Genomic DNA, 17030 nt, shown 5'->3' with positions numbered 1-17030 from the left:
AGGTTCCTTCGGGGGCCTGGATCTGTTTTGCCGCCACCCTGATGGCATGACGATTCAACCCCACCGCGCGCTGGCGGGCGCTGGCCTGTCGCTGGCTGAACTGCACGGCGCTCGCCTCGACGGGCAGGTCTTTCAACTGGCCGACTCCTGGTGCGTGATCGACGAAATAGACGGATGCTCCACCCGGGCCAGCGCGGCCGCCCAGTTGGTCCCGCCCCGCGCCATCGCCGAGCGCCTCAGCGCCGCGTGGATCTACGGCGTCGCGCCGGAACCGAGCCGGCACGAATTCTGTGTGCTGGCCGGTGCACGAACGACGGCGCGATTATCGCCGCGGGTACACCTGCGTGAAGTCTTGCGCTCGCCAGACGACGTGCGCACAATATGCGGGCTGCGAGTCACAACTCCCCTTCGCACCGCCGTCGATCTGGCCCGCTACACGCCCGCGTCCTCCAACGACCTGATGGCGCTCCTGACGCGGCTGCTGCATTACGGTGGTTACCCAGACGTGACGGCCGCCGTGCGCCTTAGCCGGCGTGGTAGCCCAGCCAACTGCACGGTTGCCGCCTCGCGCTTCGATGCCGTGGCCGGCGCACTTGACGCGCTTCGGGCGGAGGCACCAGCTGAGGCCGGGCATCCACTCGATCAGCGTTTGACGGCCTAGCCGTCGCTGACGCGATAGACGTCGTAGACGGCGTCGATGCGTCGCACAGCGTTCAGCACTCGGTCGAGGTGGGTCGTGTCCCCCATCTCGAAGACGAACCGGCTGAGGGCCAGCCGGTCGCTCGAGGTGTTCACCGTAGCCGAAAGGATGTTCACGTGATGCTCAGACAGCACTCGGGTGACGTCGGAGAGCAGCCCGGAACGGTCCAGGGCTTCAATTTGAATGTGTACGAGGAACAGGCTCTTCGACGTGGGCGCCCATTCCACCTCGATCATGCGCTCGGGCTCCTTGAGAAGCGACTGAACGTTGTGGCAGGCGGCCTGGTGAACGGACACGCCGGAGCCGCGGGTGACGAAGCCGACGATTTTGTCGCCCGGTACTGGCGTGCAGCAGCGGGCGAGCTTGACCAGAATGTCGGGTGCGCCACGCACGAGCACACCGGAGTCGCTGTTCCGGGTGGTGTGCGGTCGACCGCGCGCTGCGCCCGGAAAGTCGTTGTTGTCGTTGTCTTCGATGTTCTGCACCGAGGAGACGACCTTCTCCAGCACCGACTGGGTGGAGACGTGTCCTTCGCCAACGGCGGCGTACAGCGCAGACACATCTTCGTACTTGAGCAGCGCTGCGACCTCCGCGAAGGAGTCCTGGTTCATCAGCTTCTGCAGGGGCAGGTTTTGTTTGCGCATGGCACGAGCAATGGCATCCCGGCCCTGCTCAATGGCTTCGTCGCGGCGTTCCTTGGTGAACCATTGCCGGATCTTGTTTCGGGCACGGGGGCTCTTGACAAAGCTGAGCCAGTCCTTGCTCGGGCCTGAGTCCGGGTTCTTGGAGGTGAACACCTCGACGACGTCGCCGGTGATCAGTTCGCTCTCGAGCGGCACGAGGCGTCCGTTGACCTTGGACCCCATGGTGCGGTGTCCCACCTCGGTGTGCACGGCGTAGGCGAAGTCCACCGGTGTGGCGCCAGAGGGCAGTCCGATGACTCGGCCCTTCGGGGTGAACACGTAGACCTCTTTGGCGCCGATCTCGTAGCGCAGCGAGTCAAGGAACTCGCCCGGGTCTGCCGTCTCGGCCTGCCAGTCGGAGATGTGAGCGAGCCACGCCATGTCGGTGTCGCTCTGCGGTCCTGGTCCGCCGGTACTACGGCCGTTGACCTGCTCCTTGTACTTCCAGTGCGCGGCCACACCAAATTCGGCGCGCTGATGCATTTCGGTGGTGCGAATCTGAATCTCTACCGCGCGACCGCTCGGTCCGAGCACCGTCGTGTGCAGCGACTGGTACAGGTTGAACTTGGGCGTGGCGATGTAGTCCTTGAAACGACCGGGCAGCGGGGTCCACCGGGCGTGGATGGATCCGAGTACTGCGTAGCAGTCCCGCACCGAGTTGACGAGCACTCGAATGCCGACGAGGTCGTAGATCTCGTCGAACTCCCGGCCGCGCACGACCATCTTCTGGTAAATCGAGTAGTACTGCTTCGGGCGCCCGGCAACCTTGCCGCGAATGCGCGCCGACTTGAGATCATCGTTGATGGTGTCGATGATCTGTTGTACAAACTCTTCGCGCTTGGGAGTGCGCTGCTTGACCAGGCTTTCAATTTCGGCGTACAACTTGGGATAGAGCACGGCAAAGGAGAGGTCTTCGAGTTCCCATTTGATGGTCTGGATTCCGAGCCGGTGGGCCAATGGCGCGTAAATCTCGAGGGTTTCTGTGGCTTTGCGCACGGCGGACTCGTTCGGCACGAAACCCCAGGTGCGCGCGTTGTGCAGCCGGTCGGCGAGCTTGATGATGAGAACGCGGATGTCTTTGGACATCGCGACGATCATCTTGCGAACGGTCTCGGCCTGGGTCGAGTCGCCGTACTTCACCTTGTCGAGCTTGGTGACACCGTCGACGAGCATCGCAATTTCGTCGCCGAAGTCGGCGCGCAACTGGTCGAGGGTGTAGTCGGTGTCTTCGACCGTGTCGTGCAGCAGGGCGGCCGCGATGGTCTTGGTGCCGATACCGAGGTCGGCCAAAATCTGGGCGACGGCGACCGGATGCGTGATGTACGGTTCACCGCTACGGCGCATCTGCCCCTCGTGGGCCCGCTCGGCAGCGGTGTAGGCACGCTCGACGATCGACAGATCGACCTTCGGATGGTTCGCCCGAACGGTCTTGATCAGGCGATCGACGGCGCCGGCCGGCTGGGCGCGGGAGAAGATCCGGGGAACCAGTCGGCGCAGCGAGGCTGGAGAAGGTGTCGTCGTCTCCGTCATCGTCTCACCTCCACCGTTACAGCAAGACTACGCGGAAACGGCTGCGGCCACCGGCGTCGACGCCTTGGCGCGCGCGGCCAGCGCCTTCTTGTCGTGCTTGCGGATGGCGTCCTCGCCGTTACGTAGTTGAGCGTACAGCGGCGACGCGATGAAGATGGTCGAGTACGTTCCGACCAAAATACCGATCAGCAATGCGAGCGAAATATCCCGCAGAGTACCCGCCCCGAGCACGAAGGCACCGATGAACAGAATGGATGCCACGGGCAGGGCCGCAACGATCGACGTGTTGATCGAACGCACCAGCGTCTGGTTGACGGCGAGGTTGACCGATTCGGAGAAGGTGCGGCTGGAGCCGGACCCGTCGAGGTTGGTGTTCTCGCGAATCTTGTCGAACACCACCACGGTGTCGTAGAGCGAATAGCCCAGAATCGTCAGGAACCCGATCACCGCGGCCGGGGTGATCTCAAACCCGGTGATGCCATAGAATCCCGCGGTGACCACGAGGTCGTGAAGCAGGGCCACCATGGCCGCCACCGACATTTTCCAGGTGCGAAAGTACACGGCCATGACGACGCCAGCGAGCACGAGGAACACGACCAACGCTCGAAGGGCCTGTGAGGTGATGTCCTGACCCCAGGTCGCCCCGATGAACGAGGTGGCGACTTCATTGACTGGCACGTCGTAGGCCGTGGCGAGAGCGTCACGAACGGCCGCCGTCTCTGGTTCGGTGAGCTGGTCGGTCTGAACCCGAATACCGTCAGAGCCGACGGTGGAGACTTTCGGAACGGCGTCGGGAACGACGCTCGCTACGGCATCCGTTGCGATGGTCTCAGACTGGCTTGACGTTTGTGACACGGTGAACTGGCTGCCGCCGGTGAATTCGATACCGAAGACGAATCCGCCGCGCAGCAGGAAGGGGCCAACCAGGGCGACGATGATCAACCCGCCGGCGATGAGATACCAGAGTTTGCGACGACCGACGATGTTTACCGAACGAGCACCGGTGTAGAGATCATTTCCGAATTTTGCGAAGCTGGCCATCAGGAATCCTTCCCGTCCGTCGATCGATCAGTGTTTGTTCCCACGAGTTCTGACGCCTTGCGTTCGGCTATCGTTTGTCGTTTGGCGGCCTCCTTGCTCGAAGACGCCATCTTGTTGGCGGAGACCGCGCCGGAGGCTTCCCACCTGGCGCGTCCGCGATAAACCGCACCGAGGGCACGCGGATCAAGCCCGCTGAGCTTGTGGCCCTGGTTGAAGAACTTGGTTTGCGCGACGAGCTGCAGCATGGGGTGTGTGAACAGGGCGACGACCAGCAGGTCGACGATCGTGGTCAGTCCGAGCGTCAGCGCGAAGCCCCGCACGCTACCGACCGCAAGCACGAACAGCACGGCCGCGGCAAGAAAGTTAACCACGTCGGAGGCGACAATGGTGCGGAAGGCGCGCTTCCACCCAGACTCGACCGACGATTCCAAGCCACGACCATCACGCAACTCGTCTCGAACCCGTTCAAAGTAGACGATGAACGAGTCCGCGGTAATACCAATCGCCACGATCAGGCCGGCAACCCCGGCAAGCGACAGGCGGTAGCCCTCACGCCAGGACAGGATCGTAATAAGCAGATAGGTGATGACGGCCGCCACGCCGAGCGACGCGACGGTCACCAAGCCGAGCAGTCGGTACTGAGCGAGTGAATAGAGCACCACGAGGATCAGACCGATCAGACCGGCGATGAGGCCGTTTACCAGCTGGCTCGACCCGAGAGTGGCCGAGATGGTGTCCTGACTCTGTACGACGAAGCTGATTGGCAGGGCGCCAAATTTCAGCTGGTCGGCCAGGGCTTTCGAGCTGTCCTGATCGAACGAGCCGGTGATTTGTGGTTTACCGTCTGTGATGGCGGCGTTGGTGCGGGGGGCTGAGATGACGTGACCGTCGAGCACGATGGCGAATTGGTTCTGCACACCGGTCAGGCCGAACAGTCGGGTCGTAACGTCGGCGAAGGTGGAGCTGCCGTCGCTATTGAAGACGATATTGACGGCCCACTCGCCGGTCGTGGCACCAGACTGGGTGGTGGTCTGACCGTTGGTCGCGTTGGTGATGTCGGAGCCGTCGACCTCGACCGGACCGAGGATGTACTTGACCGAATCATCCGTTTCACAGGTGATGAGGGGTTCATCGGCCGGTGCGACGTTGGTGGTGTCGATTGCTCCGCAATCAAAGGCGTCGTACTGGGCCTGGAGAGCCGGAGTGACGTAATTCAGGTCGCTCGCATCGGTCGGTGCCACGGCCGGCGTGGTCGACAGGCTCGGATCCACGGTGGCCTCAGGGGCCGGCGTTGCGGTGCCGTCGGCGCCAACGGTCTGATTCGACGGTTGACCGGCAACAAGCACGGCCCGAAACTCCAGCTTGGCCGAGGATTTGATGCGCTCAAGGGTGGCGTCATCGGGGGTACCGGGGATCGATACGACGATGTTTCGGCCGCCCTGGGTATTGACCTCCGCCTCGGAGGCGCCCGAGGAATTCACACGCTGGCGGATGATGCCGACCGCTTCGCCCAACTGTTCAGAGGTAACCGTCGCACCGCTCTCAACCTGCGGGGCGAGGATGATCTGCGTTCCGCCCGCGAGGTCAAGGGCCAGTTTCGGTGCCCACGACCCGTTCTGCGTCAACACTCCGAATGCGTTGAGGGCGATCAGGCCGACGATGAGTACGCCCAGCCAGGTTAGGGAACGCCAGGCCTTCTTAACCGGAGACGACTTAGCCACCTATGAACTCAGCTTTCTGTTGGCGCCCACGCCAAGCTGCGTGGGCGCGCCGCGTGATGCAGTACGTGCGTTTGTGTAAAAGTCGTGCCAAGCGAGTATGACCTACGAATGAGGCAGTACCGAACTAAGCAGTACCGAAGAACGACTACGCGTCGCCCTTTTTGGGCTGATCGGTGGTGTCGGAGTCGACATCGGCAACACGCTGGCCGAATTCCGGCTCGGTCAGGTCAGATTCGCGCGCTGAGTCGATGGCGTCAATGCTGTCGTCGTCTTGTTCGTCGGTGACGACGGGCTCAACCACGCGGGCGATGGTCTGGCGGTGGATCTCGACGATGACGCCGGGCGCGATCTGCAGTTCGACCTTGTTGGCTTCTTCATCGATGGCAATGATCGTGCCGTACATGCCGAAGTTGGTCATGACGTTGGCGCCGGGAACCATGGTGGCCTGCAGGGCCTCCTGGTCCTTCTTGCGCTTGCGACCGTTGCGGAACATGAAGAAAACGAGAACGGCCAAAACGGCCAGCATAACGAGAGTCAATGGATCATTCATAAAGCGGTGAAACCTTTCGATTGCGGCGCGGGTGGCCGAAGTTTGTGAGTGAGAACCGACAGTGTCGTCTAGAGAAAAAATCGCTCGAGACGGGCGGGCCAAATTGAATTATAGGTCAAGAAGAGTAACACTTCCCTGAGGGGTCGCACCCTGAGGAGGCGTGAGGCCAAAATGTTGCCATGCCTCGCGGGTCGCAACTCGCCCGCGCGGGGTGCGCGTCAGGAAGCCTATCCGCACCAGGAAGGGCTCGACGACCGCTTCCACGGTTTCGGACTCTTCACCGACCGAAACGGCCAGGGTGTTCAGGCCCACCGGCCCCCCGCCAAAGCGGGTCAAAATGATCTTCATAACCTCTCGGTCAAGGCGATCCAGACCGATCGCATCCACGTCGTAGAGCTCGAGGGCCGCGTGCACCGCGGCGATGTTTGCGCCGCCCCCGTGCACGAGCGCATAGTCGCGCACCCGGCGTAGCAGGCGGTTCGCGATGCGCGGTGTGCCCCGGCACCGACCGGCGATCTCGGCCAAGGCGTCACGCTCAATGGGCAGACCGATCAGCTGCGCGGCGCGATAGAGCACCTGCTCAAGCTCACTCTCAGCGTAGAACTCCAGGTGCGCGGTGAATCCGAACCGGTCACGCAACGGGTTCGGCAGCAGGCCGGAGCGCGTCGTTGCCCCCACTAGGGTAAACGGTGCGAGGTCGAGCGGAACCGAGGTTGCACCGGCGCCCTTGCCCACCATAATGTCGATGCGAAAGTCTTCCATTGCGAGGTAGAGCATCTCTTCGGCCGAGCGTGCCATTCGGTGAATTTCGTCAATGAATAGCACCTCACCGGGAACGAGGGAGGAGAGCACCGCCGCGAGGTCACCTGCGTGTTGAATGGCCGGACCACTCGACATGCGCAGGGGCCGGTTGCCCTCGTAGGCGACGATCATGGCGAGGGTCGTTTTGCCCAGCCCAGGCGGGCCAGCCAAGAGGATGTGGTCCGGCGTGCGGTTCTGCATCGTCGCGGCGGTCAGCAGCAGCTGCAACTGCCGCCGTACCTTCTTCTGGCCCACAAATTCAGCCAGGCTCGCCGGGCGCAGCGCACCCTCGAAGGCGAGCTCAGATTCGCTCTCGAGCGAGGGGTTAGTCATTTCGATGGCGGGGTGCCTAACGGCGGAGTTGTCACCAGCGGAGTGTTCACCGGCGGGATCGGTACTCACGAGCGACCCGTACCGTTCGACGCCCCAGCAGCGGCAGACCCCGTGGCGTGGTGAGCTGCCGGGCCCAGGCGGCCCAGGGCCAACCGGAGCACGGCGGCGACCGCGGGCGGCGGCGCGTCGGCATTGGCAGCATCCGCCAGCTCCGTCAGGGTCTCGTCGACGGCCTCTGCCGCGACCCGTTCGGTCCAGCCAAGGCCGATCAGGGCTGCCTGCACGCTCGCAGCGACCGAAGTAGCCCCCGGCGCGCGGGTTGGCGCGCTCGCGGCCGTCACGGTGAGTTTGCCGGCGAGGGAGAGCACGATAAGTTTCGCGGTCTTCGGGCCGATTCCACTGACCTTGCGAAAGGCGCCGTCGTCGTCGTCGGAGACGGCCTGGGCTATCTGGTTGGGGGTAAGCACGTCGAGCACGCCGAGGGCAGATTTGGGGCCGACGCCGGTGACGCCGACGAGCAGCTCGAACACAGAGAGTTCGTCAGCGCTCGGAAAGCCGTAGAGGGTGAGCGAATCTTCGCGCACGATCAGCGTCGTCATCACGAGGCCTTCCTCGCCGATGCGCAAGCCGAGGGCGGTGGCCGGAGTCACCTGCACTCCGAGGCCCACTCCCCCGACCTCAATGACGACGGTTGAGCCCACGGCTGACAGGACAAGGCCACGTACGGAAGAAATCACCCCTTAAGACTACGGGGCACCGCCGACACAGCGCGCACCGCCCCACGTTCGGCTGCTCGCCAGGCTTTCTGGGCCGGGGTCAGCGTTCCGAACGACGGCGCAGCGGCCTTGACCGAAGCGACGGACGGCAGGGTGCCACCGGCGGCTCCGGTGCGCCAGGCATGGCAAATCGCGAGGGCGAGGGCATCCGCTGCATCGGCCGGTTTCGGAATCTCGGTCAGGCCCAGAATGCGGGCGACCATGGTGCCGACCTGCTTCTTATCGGCCGAACCATAGCCGGTAATGGCCGCCTTCACCTCGCTCGGGGTGTGCAGGGTCACCGCCAGTCCGCGTTGTGCGGCCAAAAGCAACGCAACACCGCTTATTTGAGCAGTACCCATCACCGTTCGCACGTTGTGCTGAGCAAAGACCCGCTCGATGGCAATGAACTGTGGCCGGTGTCGGTCGAGCATCTCTTCGAGGCCCTGGGACAGCAGCAGCAACCGCTGCTCTAGGGGCAGATCGGGAGCGCTGCGCAGCACGGTCACGTCGACGAGGCGCGCCGAACGGTTGCCCTCGACGTCGACAACGCCGACACCGCAGCGGGTCAGGCCCGGGTCGATGCCGAGAACCCGGACCGCCATCGAACTACTCCGACTCGGCGGCGAGTACGGCCTGAACCTCGGCCGACAGCTCGTAGTTGGAGTAGATGTTTTGCACGTCGTCGAGGTCTTCCATCGCGTCGATCAGGTGAAACACCTTACGGGCAGTCTCGGCGTCGACCTCAATCTTCAGCGACGGCACAAAGGCGATATCAGCCGACTCATAGTCGATTCCCGCAGCTTGCAGCGCGGTGCGGGTCGCGACGAGGTCACTCACGTCCGAGAAGATCTCGAAGGTGTCACCCTCGTCGATGACCTCTTCGGCGCCGGCGTCGAGCACAGCGAGCATGATGTCGTCTTCGGTGAGGGTCGCGGTGCGCTTGACGACAACAACACCCTTGCGGTGAAAGTTGTAGGCAACGCTGCCCGGGTCAGCCATGGCTCCGCCGTTTCGGGCCATGGTCGTGCGCACCTCGGCTGCGGCCCGGTTCTTGTTATCGGTGAGGCATTCGATCATGATCGCGACACCGTGAGTGGCGTAGCCCTCGTACATGATGGTCGTGTAATCGACCTGCTCACCAGACAGCCCACCGCCACGCTTGACGGCGCGGTCAATGTTGTCGTTGGGAACGGAAGTCTTCTTGGCCTTCTGAATAGCGTCGACCAGTGTCGGGTTGCCCGAGAGGTCGGCGCCGCCCAGCCGAGCTGCAACCTCGATGTTCTTGATGAGCTTGGCGAAAGCCTTGGCCCGACGCGAGTCGGTGACGGCCTTCTGGTGCTTGGTGGTGGCCCACTTGGAATGCCCGGACATACATCTCCCGTTACTGTGTTGGTTCAGTTGCAGTGCTCGATCAATCAGACGCCGTGCGCTAGTGCCATACGGCACCGTCATACGGCACTGCCAGCCGGCATTCGAGCGGCCTGGCCGTGCATGGTTGGTGCACACTGAGGTGCCCATTCAGTCTATCCCGCTGTGACTTCCAGCAGCTTGTGCAGCGTGTGCAAGTTGCGGGTCGTCGTGGTGTCGCGATATTTCAGCTTGGCGCTCTTCTTGCTGAACGCGCTCTTGATACCGACTGCCTTACGTACCTCCCAGTACAGCACGCCGTGGCCGAGTTCAATTCGCTCGTCGGTAGCGTTGAGTTCCTTGGCGTGGCCGGCGAGTTCGCTGAGGTGGCCGGAGTCGGAGGAGAACATGACATACGGATGCCAGCCGTCGCGTTCGGCGTCGAAGGGATACGAACGCACGATGCGGTCAAGCGATTCCGCGTCGATGAGCACGATCCACGCATCGTACTGGAAGCGGGCCGTCAAGGCCGCTTCAATGCGCGCCTTGAGGGCTGCGGCATCCACTTTTTTAGTCAGCTGAGCATCGGCAAGCGGACTATCGATGCTGAACAGCACGTTGCCGCTCGCCAGCACCGTCTTAATGTCGGTGTAGCCGAGCTCATGAAAGGTGTCGGCGAGATCGACCATGGCGATAGTGATGCCATTGACGTTGATTCCTCGAAGGAGTGCTACATAACGGGTCATCGTTGACCACTGCGTGTCTGAGTCATGTCTGAACCCTAGCCACAGTCCCGCACTTGGCACAATTGAGCGGCGTGATCAGCGGGCGGCCGCGACCAGTTTCTGCAGGAAATACTGGTGAAAACGGTATTCTCCGGTGATTTCTGGGTGAAAGGACGTGCCGAGCAGATTGCCCTGTTCGACGGCCACGCACCGCCCGTCGGCGAGAGTGGCCAGAGCACTCGCCCGCGGGCCGACAGTCTCCACGACCGGCGCCCGAATGAAAGCGGCGTGCACCGGCTTGTCACCGAGCACCGGAATGTCGAGGTCGGTCTCGAAGGACGCAGTCTGCGAGCCGAAAGCGTTGCGACGCACCACGATGTCGAGCCCGCCGAGGCCCTGCTGGCCGTTCATGCCGTCGAGAATTGTGTCGGCGAGCATGATCAGGCCCGCGCAGGTGCCATAGACCGGGAGCCCGCCGCGGATGGCAGCGCTGAGCGGTTCGGCAAGTCCGAAGGTGCGGGCCAGCTTGTCCATGACGCTCGATTCGCCGCCCGGAATGACCAAACCATCGATCTGGTCCAGTTCTTCCGGACGGCGCACCAGGGAGACCTCCGCGCCGAGCTCGCGCAACACCTGCGCGTGCTCGCGAAAGTCGCCCTGCAGCGCGAGCACCCCGACCCGCAGTCCTGCCGGTACAGCGGTTTCTGCCGGTCGGGCGCCCATCGAAATAATCGTCACGAACGGATGCGCTACCAGCCGCGCGTTGCGAGCCGGTGCGGTTCGGCGATGTCGGACACGTTGATGCCCACCATGGCCTCGCCGAGGCCGCGCGAGACATCCGCGATGACCTTGGCGTCGTCGTAGAACGTGACGGCCTTGACGATGGCCGCTGCGCGCTGCTCCGGGTTGCCGGACTTGAAGATGCCAGAGCCGACGAACACGCCGTCAGCACCGAGCTGCATCATCATGGCTGCGTCGGCTGGGGTGGCGACGCCGCCAGCGGTGAACAGCACGACAGGCAGCTTGCCGGTCGAGGCGATCTCGGCGACGAGTTCGTAGGGAGCTTGCAGCTCCTTGGCGGCAACGTACAGTTCGTCGCGGCTCATCGAGGTGAGGCGCTTGATCTCGCCGTTGATGGTGCGGATGTGCTTGGTGGCTTCGGAAACGTCGCCGGTGCCGGCCTCGCCCTTGGAGCGGATCATGGCCGCGCCCTCGTTGATGCGGCGAAGTGCCTCACCGAGGTTGGTGGCGCCACAGACGAAGGGGATGGTGAAGTTCCACTTATCGATGTGGTTCATGTAGTCGGCGGGGCTGAGCACTTCAGACTCGTCGATGTAGTCGACGCCGAGCACCTCAAGAATCTGAGCTTCGACGAAGTGACCGATGCGGGCCTTCGCCATGACCGGAATGTTGACCTCGGCGATGATGCTGTCGATCAGGTCGGGGTCGCTCATGCGAGCAACACCACCCTGCGAGCGGATGTCGGCGGGAACGCGCTCGAGAGCCATGACGGCGACAGCGCCAGCGTCTTCAGCAATACGAGCCTGGGCAGCGGTGACGACGTCCATGATGACGCCGCCCTTGAGCATTTCGGCGAGTCCACGCTTGACGCGGCTCGAGCCGACCTGCTCGGCGGAGGTTGATTCAGTCATAACTACGATCCTATTCCTTGCGCGGTGGTGGTCTGGTCGTCTGGCGACGGTCGAACGGATGGCCGGGGCGCGCCAGCACGCTGCCCAGCCGGGGAAAAGCTATTGAGCGGCCGTCGCTGCCGCGGGCGTCACAGCACCTGGCCAGCCGTCGGCAATCTCACGACGCACGTCGCCGAGCAGGCGCGGAATTGCTTTCGTGCCAGCGATGATCGGAAAGAAGTTCGAATCGAGAGCCCAGCGGGGCACGAGGTGCTGGTGCAGGTGCTCGGCGATGCCGGCCCCGGCGATGCGCCCCTGGTTCATGCCGATGTTGAAACCGTCGCAGTTCGACACTTGGGTGAGTACCCGCATGGCGATCTGGGTGAGCTCGCCAATTTCGGCGATCTCCTCCGGTGTGGCCTGGTCGTAGGTGGCGACGTGCCGATACGGGCAGACGAGAAGGTGGCCGCTGTTGTACGGAAACAGGTTGAGCAGCACATAGGCGTGGGTGCCCCGCGCCACGATTAGCGCCTTCTCGTCGCCGAGGGTCGGCGCGATGCAGAACGGGCAATCGTCAGGGTGCGGCTGCTGTCCGTCCTGGATATAGACCATCCGATGCGGCGTCCAGAGCCGTTGGAAGGCATCCGGAACACCGGCAAATTCAGAGGATGTCTCCCCCGCGCCGTTGTCAGCGGCGTCGGAGCCGCGCAGCCGATCGGACGGAATCGCCGGCACGCTACGCCTGCACTTCGGCCACGGCCACGACGGGCGTGGTGGTGACCTGCGAGCGGTTCTCGATGGATTCCACGATCAGGCGCACAGCCTCGGCGACGGGGACCCCGTTCTGCTGGGTGCCATCGCGGTACCGAAAGCTCACCGCATTGTTGGCTTGGTCGTCTTCGCCGACGATGAGTTGATACGGCACCTTCGCCTTGGTGTGGGTGCGGATCTTCTTCTGCATGCGATCGTCGGAATGGTCGACCTCCGCGCGCACACCGGCCTTCTTGAGGGTGGCGATCACGTCATCAAGGTACGGACCGTACTGCTCGGAGACGGGAATGCCCACAACCTGCACCGGGGCAAGCCACACCGGGAAAGCTCCGGCGTAGTGCTCGGTGAGTACGGCGAAGAAGCGCTCGATCGAGCCAAACAAGGCGCGGTGAATCATCACCGGGCGCTGGCGGCTGCCGTCGTTAGCGGTGTATTCGAGGTCGAACCGCTCCGGCAGGTTGAAGTCGAGCTGAATGGTCGACATCTGCCAGGTGCGACCGATGGCATCCTTCGCCTGCACGGAGATCTTGGGGCCATAAAAGGCCGCTCCGCCTGGGTCGGCGACGAGATCAAGACCGGATGCTTCGGCGACCTCACGAAGAGTTTCGGTGGCTTCGTCCCAGGCTTCGTCGCTGCCGACGAATTTCTTCGGATCTTTCGTGGACAGCTCGAGGTAGTAATCCTCGAGGCCGTAGTCAGCGAGCAGTTGCAGCACGAAGTTGAGGGTGCTGGTGAGCTCCTCCTTCATGCCTTCCCTGGTCGTGTAGATGTGGGCGTCGTCCTGGGTCATTCCACGGACCCGGGTGAGCCCGTTGAGCACGCCGGACTTTTCGTAGCGATAGACCGATCCGAACTCAAACAGGCGCATCGGCAGCTCACGGTAACTGCGGCCACTGGACTTGAAAATGAGGTTGTGGAACGGGCAGTTCATCGGCTTGAGGTAGTAATCGACGCCCTGACGGGTGACGTGGCCGGTGTCGTCGCGTTCCTCGTCGAGGTGCATCGGGGGAAACATGCCCTCGCGGTACCAGTCGAGGTGGCCGGAGGTTTCAAACAGGGTCGACTTGGTGATGTGCGGCGAGTAAACAAAGTCGTAGCCGGCCTCGGAGTGGCGCTTACGGGAGTAGCTCTCCATCTCCTGCCGAATGATGCCACCCTTGGGGTGGAACACAGCCAGGCCAGAGCCGATCTCCTCGGGAAAACTGAACAGGTCGAGTTCGGCACCGAGCTTGCGGTGATCGCGCTTGGCCGCTTCTTCCTGGCGGGTCTGGTAGGCGCGCAGTTCGTCCTTGGTCGGCCAGGCGGTGCCGTAGATGCGCTGCAACTGCGGGTTCTTCTCCGAGCCGCGCCAGTACGCCGCGGCCAGGCGGGTGAGCGAGAAACCGTTGCCGATCATGCGAGTGTTGGGCAGGTGCGGGCCGCGGCAGAGGTCCTTCCAGACCGTCTCGCCCGTCTTCGGGTCGACGTTGTCGTAGATGGTCAGCTCGGCACCGCCGACCTCGACCGATTCTTCGTCGGCGGTCGCGCTGTTATTGCCGGCGTCGCCACCCTCGCCGGGGCCGCCCTTGATTCCGATGAGCTCGAGCTTGTAGGGTTCGGCGGCGAGTTCGGCTCGGGCCTCGTCGTGGGTGACGACGCGGCGCACGAAACGCTGGCCCTGGCGAATGATGCGATCCATCGCCTTTTCAAGCGATTTGATGTCGTCAGGAGTGAACGGGTCGGCCACGTCGAAATCGTAGTAGAAGCCGTCGGTAATAAACGGGCCGATACCGAGGCGGGCGGCCGGGTTGACGGTCTGCACGGCCTGGGCCAACACATGGGTGGCCGAGTGACGCAAAATGTTCAGGCCGTCGGGAGAATTTATGCTGACCGGTTCGACAGCATCCGTCGGCAACACGGTGGCCGCCAGATCTTTCAACTCACCATTGACGCGCATTGCGACAACGGATCGGTCGGTGAAAAGCGCAAAGCCGTCAGCCACGTGTATAACTCCCTGTTGTTTGCCTACCCGTCAACTTTAGCGGCGCGCGCGGGGCCCGTCGTCGGTTGCAGGCGACCCCAGCACTGTTTACGCCCCTACACCCTTCTGACCGAGCGCATTCGGGAGTACTTTGTCCTTAATTTGGGGGCCCACGCACTACCGACTGCAAAGAAGCGAGACATGACACCTTCACCCACCACCCGCCCTGGCGCAAAGCGCTCCTGGCACCTCTCCGCGCTGGCAATCGCGGCCGTGCTCGGCGCCCTGATCGTCGCACCGCCAGCATCGGCGGCAACGGATGCCCCGGCCCTCTCCACGGAACGCGGCACGGTCAGCATTGTGGCCAGCACCTACGACTTCTACTTCGCCGGGCAATTCGCATCCGTATATGGCGAGATATCGGGCGTCGCTCCCGCCACCGCTGTTCCAACCGGGACCGTGCGCGTCGTTTCCCTCGAACCGGGCAGCCCCACTGATACACGGGAACTCTTGCCGAGCGACACGGCCGGCATTTTCTTCTCCGACGCCCAGCCCAGCGTGGCCGGAACGCGCCAGTTTCGAGTGGACTACCTCGGAGATGCCAACTTCGCTCCGGCCTCAAAAACCTTTGATTACGTCGTACCGGTCGGCCCTGACACGAAGACCACGCTAATCGCTAAGCCGTCCGGCACCATCACGGCCGGACAATCCATCACCTTCACAGCAGACGTCACCGATAGTCAGGGTCGAGCATTAAACGGCCCGCGATTCGGCGATGAAATTTCTTTCTTCGACAACGGCCAGCCGTTGGTTGGCGACCAGGTCTTCGGCGAATGGCATTCCACGCTGACCACGACGAGCCTGTCCGTTGGGGTGCACCGCATCACTGCGAAGAGTTTCGCGGTGTTCTATGACTCGTCGACCTCACCAGTGGTGACGGTCACTGTTGTGGCCAAGGCGGCCACGGCCGCCAAGATCGCCGGAACGCTGACCGTGTCGCCGAAAAGTGCGGTCAAGGTCGGCACCGTCGTCACAGGCGTGGCGAAATTCGCGCCACGCCTGGGCGCCGCGACGGTGACCGGCTACGTGCAGTTCTACGACGTAACGACGAAGGTCGGCAGCCCGGTGGCGCTCAAGAACGGCTCGGCCAGGTTCGCGTACACATCGCTAAAAGTCGGCACGCATGCGTTAATAGCGCGTTACCTGGGCACGCCGAAGTTCGCTCAGACGTTGACCTTGCCGAAAATCGTACGGGTGACTCGGTAGCGACAGCGGTGTGAGAGTGCGCCCTGGCTGAACTCTCACCCCCGACCCGGAAGCGGCATCCGTTTTCACGATTATGCCCTTATACACCTACGTGAGCAGCGGATGTCGTACCAGGGCACACAGGTCGGCCGATTACCTAGCACCGCGCACGACGGGTTTTGGGCACAAAAAAACCCCGGCTGACCGGGGCTTCTATGTTTGCTCGAAATGCTGTGTGGGCGATACTGGGATCGAACCAGTGACCTCTTCCGTGTCAGGGAAGCGCGCTACCGCTGCGCCAATCGCCCAAGATTCTGGGAAGTACGGTCTAACGTCGTGCACAAAGAACAGAGGTGGATACGGGATTCGAACCCGTGTTAACGGCTTTGCAGGCCGCTGCCTCGCCTCTCGGCCAATCCACCAGTTGGGTTCATACCAAACGAATTGGAACCGGTCTTGCGACCGATTCCAATACATTCGAGCGGATGACGAGATTCGAACTCGCGACCCTCACCTTGGCAAGGTGATGCGCTACCACTGCGCCACATCCGCAACTGTCCGCATTTCTGCGTACTCAGAGACTCTAGCCGAATAGCAAGACGGAAACCAAACTGAGCCGTTTACGGCGTGTTGCGCCGTGTGGTGCGGGTGGGGTGCGGGCTGCGCGGGACCTGCGCCAGTACGCCCCAGTTCGGCCTCCCGCGAAGCGGCGCAGCTCCCGCGCCACGTTTAGCTGGTCCCTGGTTAGCCCGCGCCACACCGTGCGCGCCGTCGATGTGCGGCGACGCTCCAGTCTGGGCTAGTATCAAAAGTCGCAGTAGCAACTTCGGTTGATGGTGTGAGTATATTTGGGCGATTGGCGCAGCTGGTAGCGCGCTTCCTTCACACGGAAGAGGTCGTGGGTTCAAGTCCCGCATCGCCCACCGAAAAACCGCTCAGCGGTGTCGACCAGTGGACGCGCCGACCGAGGCGTGAGCGTGCGAACGATCGAGATCCTCGGCCAGCGAGCGGGTGCGGCTAGCGCCTTGACCAATGGATGCGGGTAGCTGGCACACATGCAAAAGAGGCGGGCCCTGCGTGCTGTGCACGTGGGGCCCGCCTGGTTCCTGCGGGAATTCTTGGTGACCTAGCCGGAGGTCAGTCCTGCGACTTAGGCGCCCTTGCGGATGGTGACGGGGGTGCCGTCGGTGAAGAAGTTGCGGGCGTGGTCGATGGTGGTTGCGGTGGACGCGAT

At 63.0% G+C, this 17030-nt stretch carries 15 protein-coding genes and 4 tRNA genes; 3 read left to right on the top strand and 16 right to left on the bottom strand.

Annotation, left to right across the window (positions count from 1 at the left end; translation table 11 throughout):
- Nucleotides 1-46 precede the first annotated feature (46 nt).
- Nucleotides 47-661, top strand: a complete 615-nt coding sequence (locus tag CXY75_RS09385; RefSeq protein ID WP_104082574.1) for a hypothetical protein — start codon at nucleotides 47-49, stop codon at nucleotides 659-661.
- Here the strand turns inward: CXY75_RS09385 and CXY75_RS09380 are convergent.
- The 13 genes from CXY75_RS09380 to thrS all read right to left on the bottom strand — a co-directional run bounded on the left by CXY75_RS09380 (nucleotide 658) and on the right by thrS (nucleotide 14527).
- On the bottom strand, nucleotides 658-2913 hold the full coding sequence (locus CXY75_RS09380; protein ID WP_104082573.1) for a bifunctional (p)ppGpp synthetase/guanosine-3',5'-bis(diphosphate) 3'-pyrophosphohydrolase: 2256 nt from the start codon (nucleotides 2911-2913) through the stop codon (nucleotides 658-660). The genes CXY75_RS09385 and CXY75_RS09380 overlap by 4 nt on opposite strands.
- A gap of 27 nt (nucleotides 2914-2940) precedes the next feature.
- On the bottom strand, nucleotides 2941-3954 hold the full coding sequence (gene secF / locus CXY75_RS09375; protein ID WP_104082572.1) for a protein translocase subunit SecF: 1014 nt from the start codon (nucleotides 3952-3954) through the stop codon (nucleotides 2941-2943).
- Nucleotides 3954-5675 (bottom strand): protein translocase subunit SecD, encoded by a 1722-nt coding sequence (secD, locus tag CXY75_RS09370; protein WP_104082571.1) that lies wholly within the window; start codon nucleotides 5673-5675, stop codon nucleotides 3954-3956. Before secD ends, secF begins: the two co-directional genes overlap by 1 nt.
- Nucleotides 5676-5820: 145 nt before the next feature.
- Nucleotides 5821-6225: a preprotein translocase subunit YajC gene (gene yajC, locus CXY75_RS09365; protein ID WP_104082570.1), complete on the bottom strand. Its 405-nt coding sequence runs from the start codon at nucleotides 6223-6225 to the stop codon at nucleotides 5821-5823.
- A 108-nt stretch (nucleotides 6226-6333) separates the two neighbouring features.
- The gene (ruvB, locus tag CXY75_RS09360; protein ID WP_104082781.1) at nucleotides 6334-7359 is read right to left on the bottom strand and encodes a Holliday junction branch migration DNA helicase RuvB; all 1026 of its coding nucleotides are present in this window, start codon (nucleotides 7357-7359) and stop codon (nucleotides 6334-6336) included.
- A 65-nt stretch (nucleotides 7360-7424) separates the two neighbouring features.
- Nucleotides 7425-8096, bottom strand: a complete 672-nt coding sequence (gene ruvA, locus CXY75_RS09355; protein WP_104082569.1) for a Holliday junction branch migration protein RuvA — start codon at nucleotides 8094-8096, stop codon at nucleotides 7425-7427.
- On the bottom strand, nucleotides 8093-8719 hold the full coding sequence (ruvC, locus tag CXY75_RS09350) for a crossover junction endodeoxyribonuclease RuvC (protein ID WP_104082568.1): 627 nt from the start codon (nucleotides 8717-8719) through the stop codon (nucleotides 8093-8095). Before ruvC ends, ruvA begins: the two co-directional genes overlap by 4 nt.
- A 4-nt stretch (nucleotides 8720-8723) precedes the next feature.
- On the bottom strand, nucleotides 8724-9488 hold the full coding sequence (locus tag CXY75_RS09345) for a YebC/PmpR family DNA-binding transcriptional regulator (protein WP_104082567.1): 765 nt from the start codon (nucleotides 9486-9488) through the stop codon (nucleotides 8724-8726).
- 152 nt (nucleotides 9489-9640) lie between these two features.
- Complete coding sequence (locus CXY75_RS09340) at nucleotides 9641-10210, bottom strand: DUF1697 domain-containing protein (RefSeq protein ID WP_104082566.1); 570 nt, start codon at nucleotides 10208-10210, stop codon at nucleotides 9641-9643.
- A 75-nt stretch (nucleotides 10211-10285) separates the two neighbouring features.
- Complete coding sequence (pdxT, locus tag CXY75_RS09335) at nucleotides 10286-10912, bottom strand: pyridoxal 5'-phosphate synthase glutaminase subunit PdxT (RefSeq protein ID WP_104082565.1); 627 nt, start codon at nucleotides 10910-10912, stop codon at nucleotides 10286-10288.
- A 26-nt stretch (nucleotides 10913-10938) separates the two neighbouring features.
- Nucleotides 10939-11841 carry a pyridoxal 5'-phosphate synthase lyase subunit PdxS gene (gene pdxS / locus CXY75_RS09330; protein WP_104082564.1) on the bottom strand — a complete coding sequence of 301 codons (903 nt, stop codon included), beginning with the start codon at nucleotides 11839-11841 and terminating at the stop codon, nucleotides 10939-10941.
- 99 nt (nucleotides 11842-11940) lie between these two features.
- Nucleotides 11941-12531, bottom strand: coding sequence for an HIT domain-containing protein (locus tag CXY75_RS09325; protein WP_104082780.1), 591 nt, complete (start codon nucleotides 12529-12531; stop codon nucleotides 11941-11943).
- Between the two features lie 25 nt (nucleotides 12532-12556).
- A complete protein-coding gene (gene thrS / locus CXY75_RS09320; protein ID WP_233201840.1) occupies nucleotides 12557-14527 on the bottom strand; it encodes a threonine--tRNA ligase in 1971 nt (656 codons plus the stop codon).
- Between the two features lie 225 nt (nucleotides 14528-14752).
- On the opposite strand from thrS, the gene CXY75_RS09315 reads away from it, so the two are divergent.
- Nucleotides 14753-15817, top strand: a complete 1065-nt coding sequence (locus CXY75_RS09315) for an Ig-like domain-containing protein (protein ID WP_104082562.1) — start codon at nucleotides 14753-14755, stop codon at nucleotides 15815-15817.
- Nucleotides 15818-16032: 215 nt separating this feature from the next.
- Here CXY75_RS09315 and CXY75_RS09310 read toward each other — a convergent pair.
- The 3 genes from CXY75_RS09310 to CXY75_RS09300 form a co-directional block, all read right to left on the bottom strand.
- Nucleotides 16033-16104, bottom strand: a tRNA-Val gene (locus tag CXY75_RS09310).
- Nucleotides 16105-16147: 43 nt separating this feature from the next.
- Nucleotides 16148-16218, bottom strand: a tRNA-Cys gene (locus CXY75_RS09305).
- Nucleotides 16219-16276: 58 nt separating this feature from the next.
- Nucleotides 16277-16348: transfer RNA gene (locus CXY75_RS09300), tRNA-Gly, on the bottom strand.
- Between the two features lie 298 nt (nucleotides 16349-16646).
- On the opposite strand from CXY75_RS09300, the gene CXY75_RS09295 reads away from it, so the two are divergent.
- A tRNA-Val gene (locus tag CXY75_RS09295) sits at nucleotides 16647-16719 on the top strand.
- Nucleotides 16720-17030 lie beyond the last annotated feature (311 nt).

The sequence above is a fragment of the Cryobacterium sp. Y11 genome (assembly GCF_002929535.1).
In the GTDB taxonomy this organism is placed as follows: domain Bacteria; phylum Actinomycetota; class Actinomycetes; order Actinomycetales; family Microbacteriaceae; genus Cryobacterium.
This window is presented reverse-complemented; position numbering and strand designations above follow the sequence as displayed.

Bases quoted from the DNA above. Each gene is read 5' to 3' on its own strand.
- yajC (WP_104082570.1), bottom strand. From the start codon at position 6,225: ATGAATGATCCATTGACTCTCGTTATGCTGGCCGTTTTGGCCGTTCTC.
- CXY75_RS09380 (WP_104082573.1), bottom strand. From the start codon at position 2,913: ATGACGGAGACGACGACACCTTCTCCAGCCTCGCTGCGCCGACTGGTT.
- ruvB (WP_104082781.1), bottom strand. From the start codon at position 7,359: ATGACTAACCCCTCGCTCGAGAGCGAATCTGAGCTCGCCTTCGAGGGT.
- thrS (WP_233201840.1), bottom strand. From the start codon at position 14,527: ATGCGCGTCAATGGTGAGTTGAAAGATCTGGCGGCCACCGTGTTGCCG.
- CXY75_RS09345 (WP_104082567.1), bottom strand. From the start codon at position 9,488: ATGTCCGGGCATTCCAAGTGGGCCACCACCAAGCACCAGAAGGCCGTC.
- secF (WP_104082572.1), bottom strand. From the start codon at position 3,954: ATGGCCAGCTTCGCAAAATTCGGAAATGATCTCTACACCGGTGCTCGT.
- CXY75_RS09340 (WP_104082566.1), bottom strand. From the start codon at position 10,210: ATGACCCGTTATGTAGCACTCCTTCGAGGAATCAACGTCAATGGCATC.
- CXY75_RS09385 (WP_104082574.1), top strand. From the start codon at position 47: ATGACGATTCAACCCCACCGCGCGCTGGCGGGCGCTGGCCTGTCGCTG.
- pdxT (WP_104082565.1), bottom strand. From the start codon at position 10,912: ATGGGCGCCCGACCGGCAGAAACCGCTGTACCGGCAGGACTGCGGGTC.
- CXY75_RS09315 (WP_104082562.1), top strand. From the start codon at position 14,753: ATGACACCTTCACCCACCACCCGCCCTGGCGCAAAGCGCTCCTGGCAC.
- ruvC (WP_104082568.1), bottom strand. From the start codon at position 8,719: ATGGCGGTCCGGGTTCTCGGCATCGACCCGGGCCTGACCCGCTGCGGT.
- pdxS (WP_104082564.1), bottom strand. From the start codon at position 11,841: ATGACTGAATCAACCTCCGCCGAGCAGGTCGGCTCGAGCCGCGTCAAG.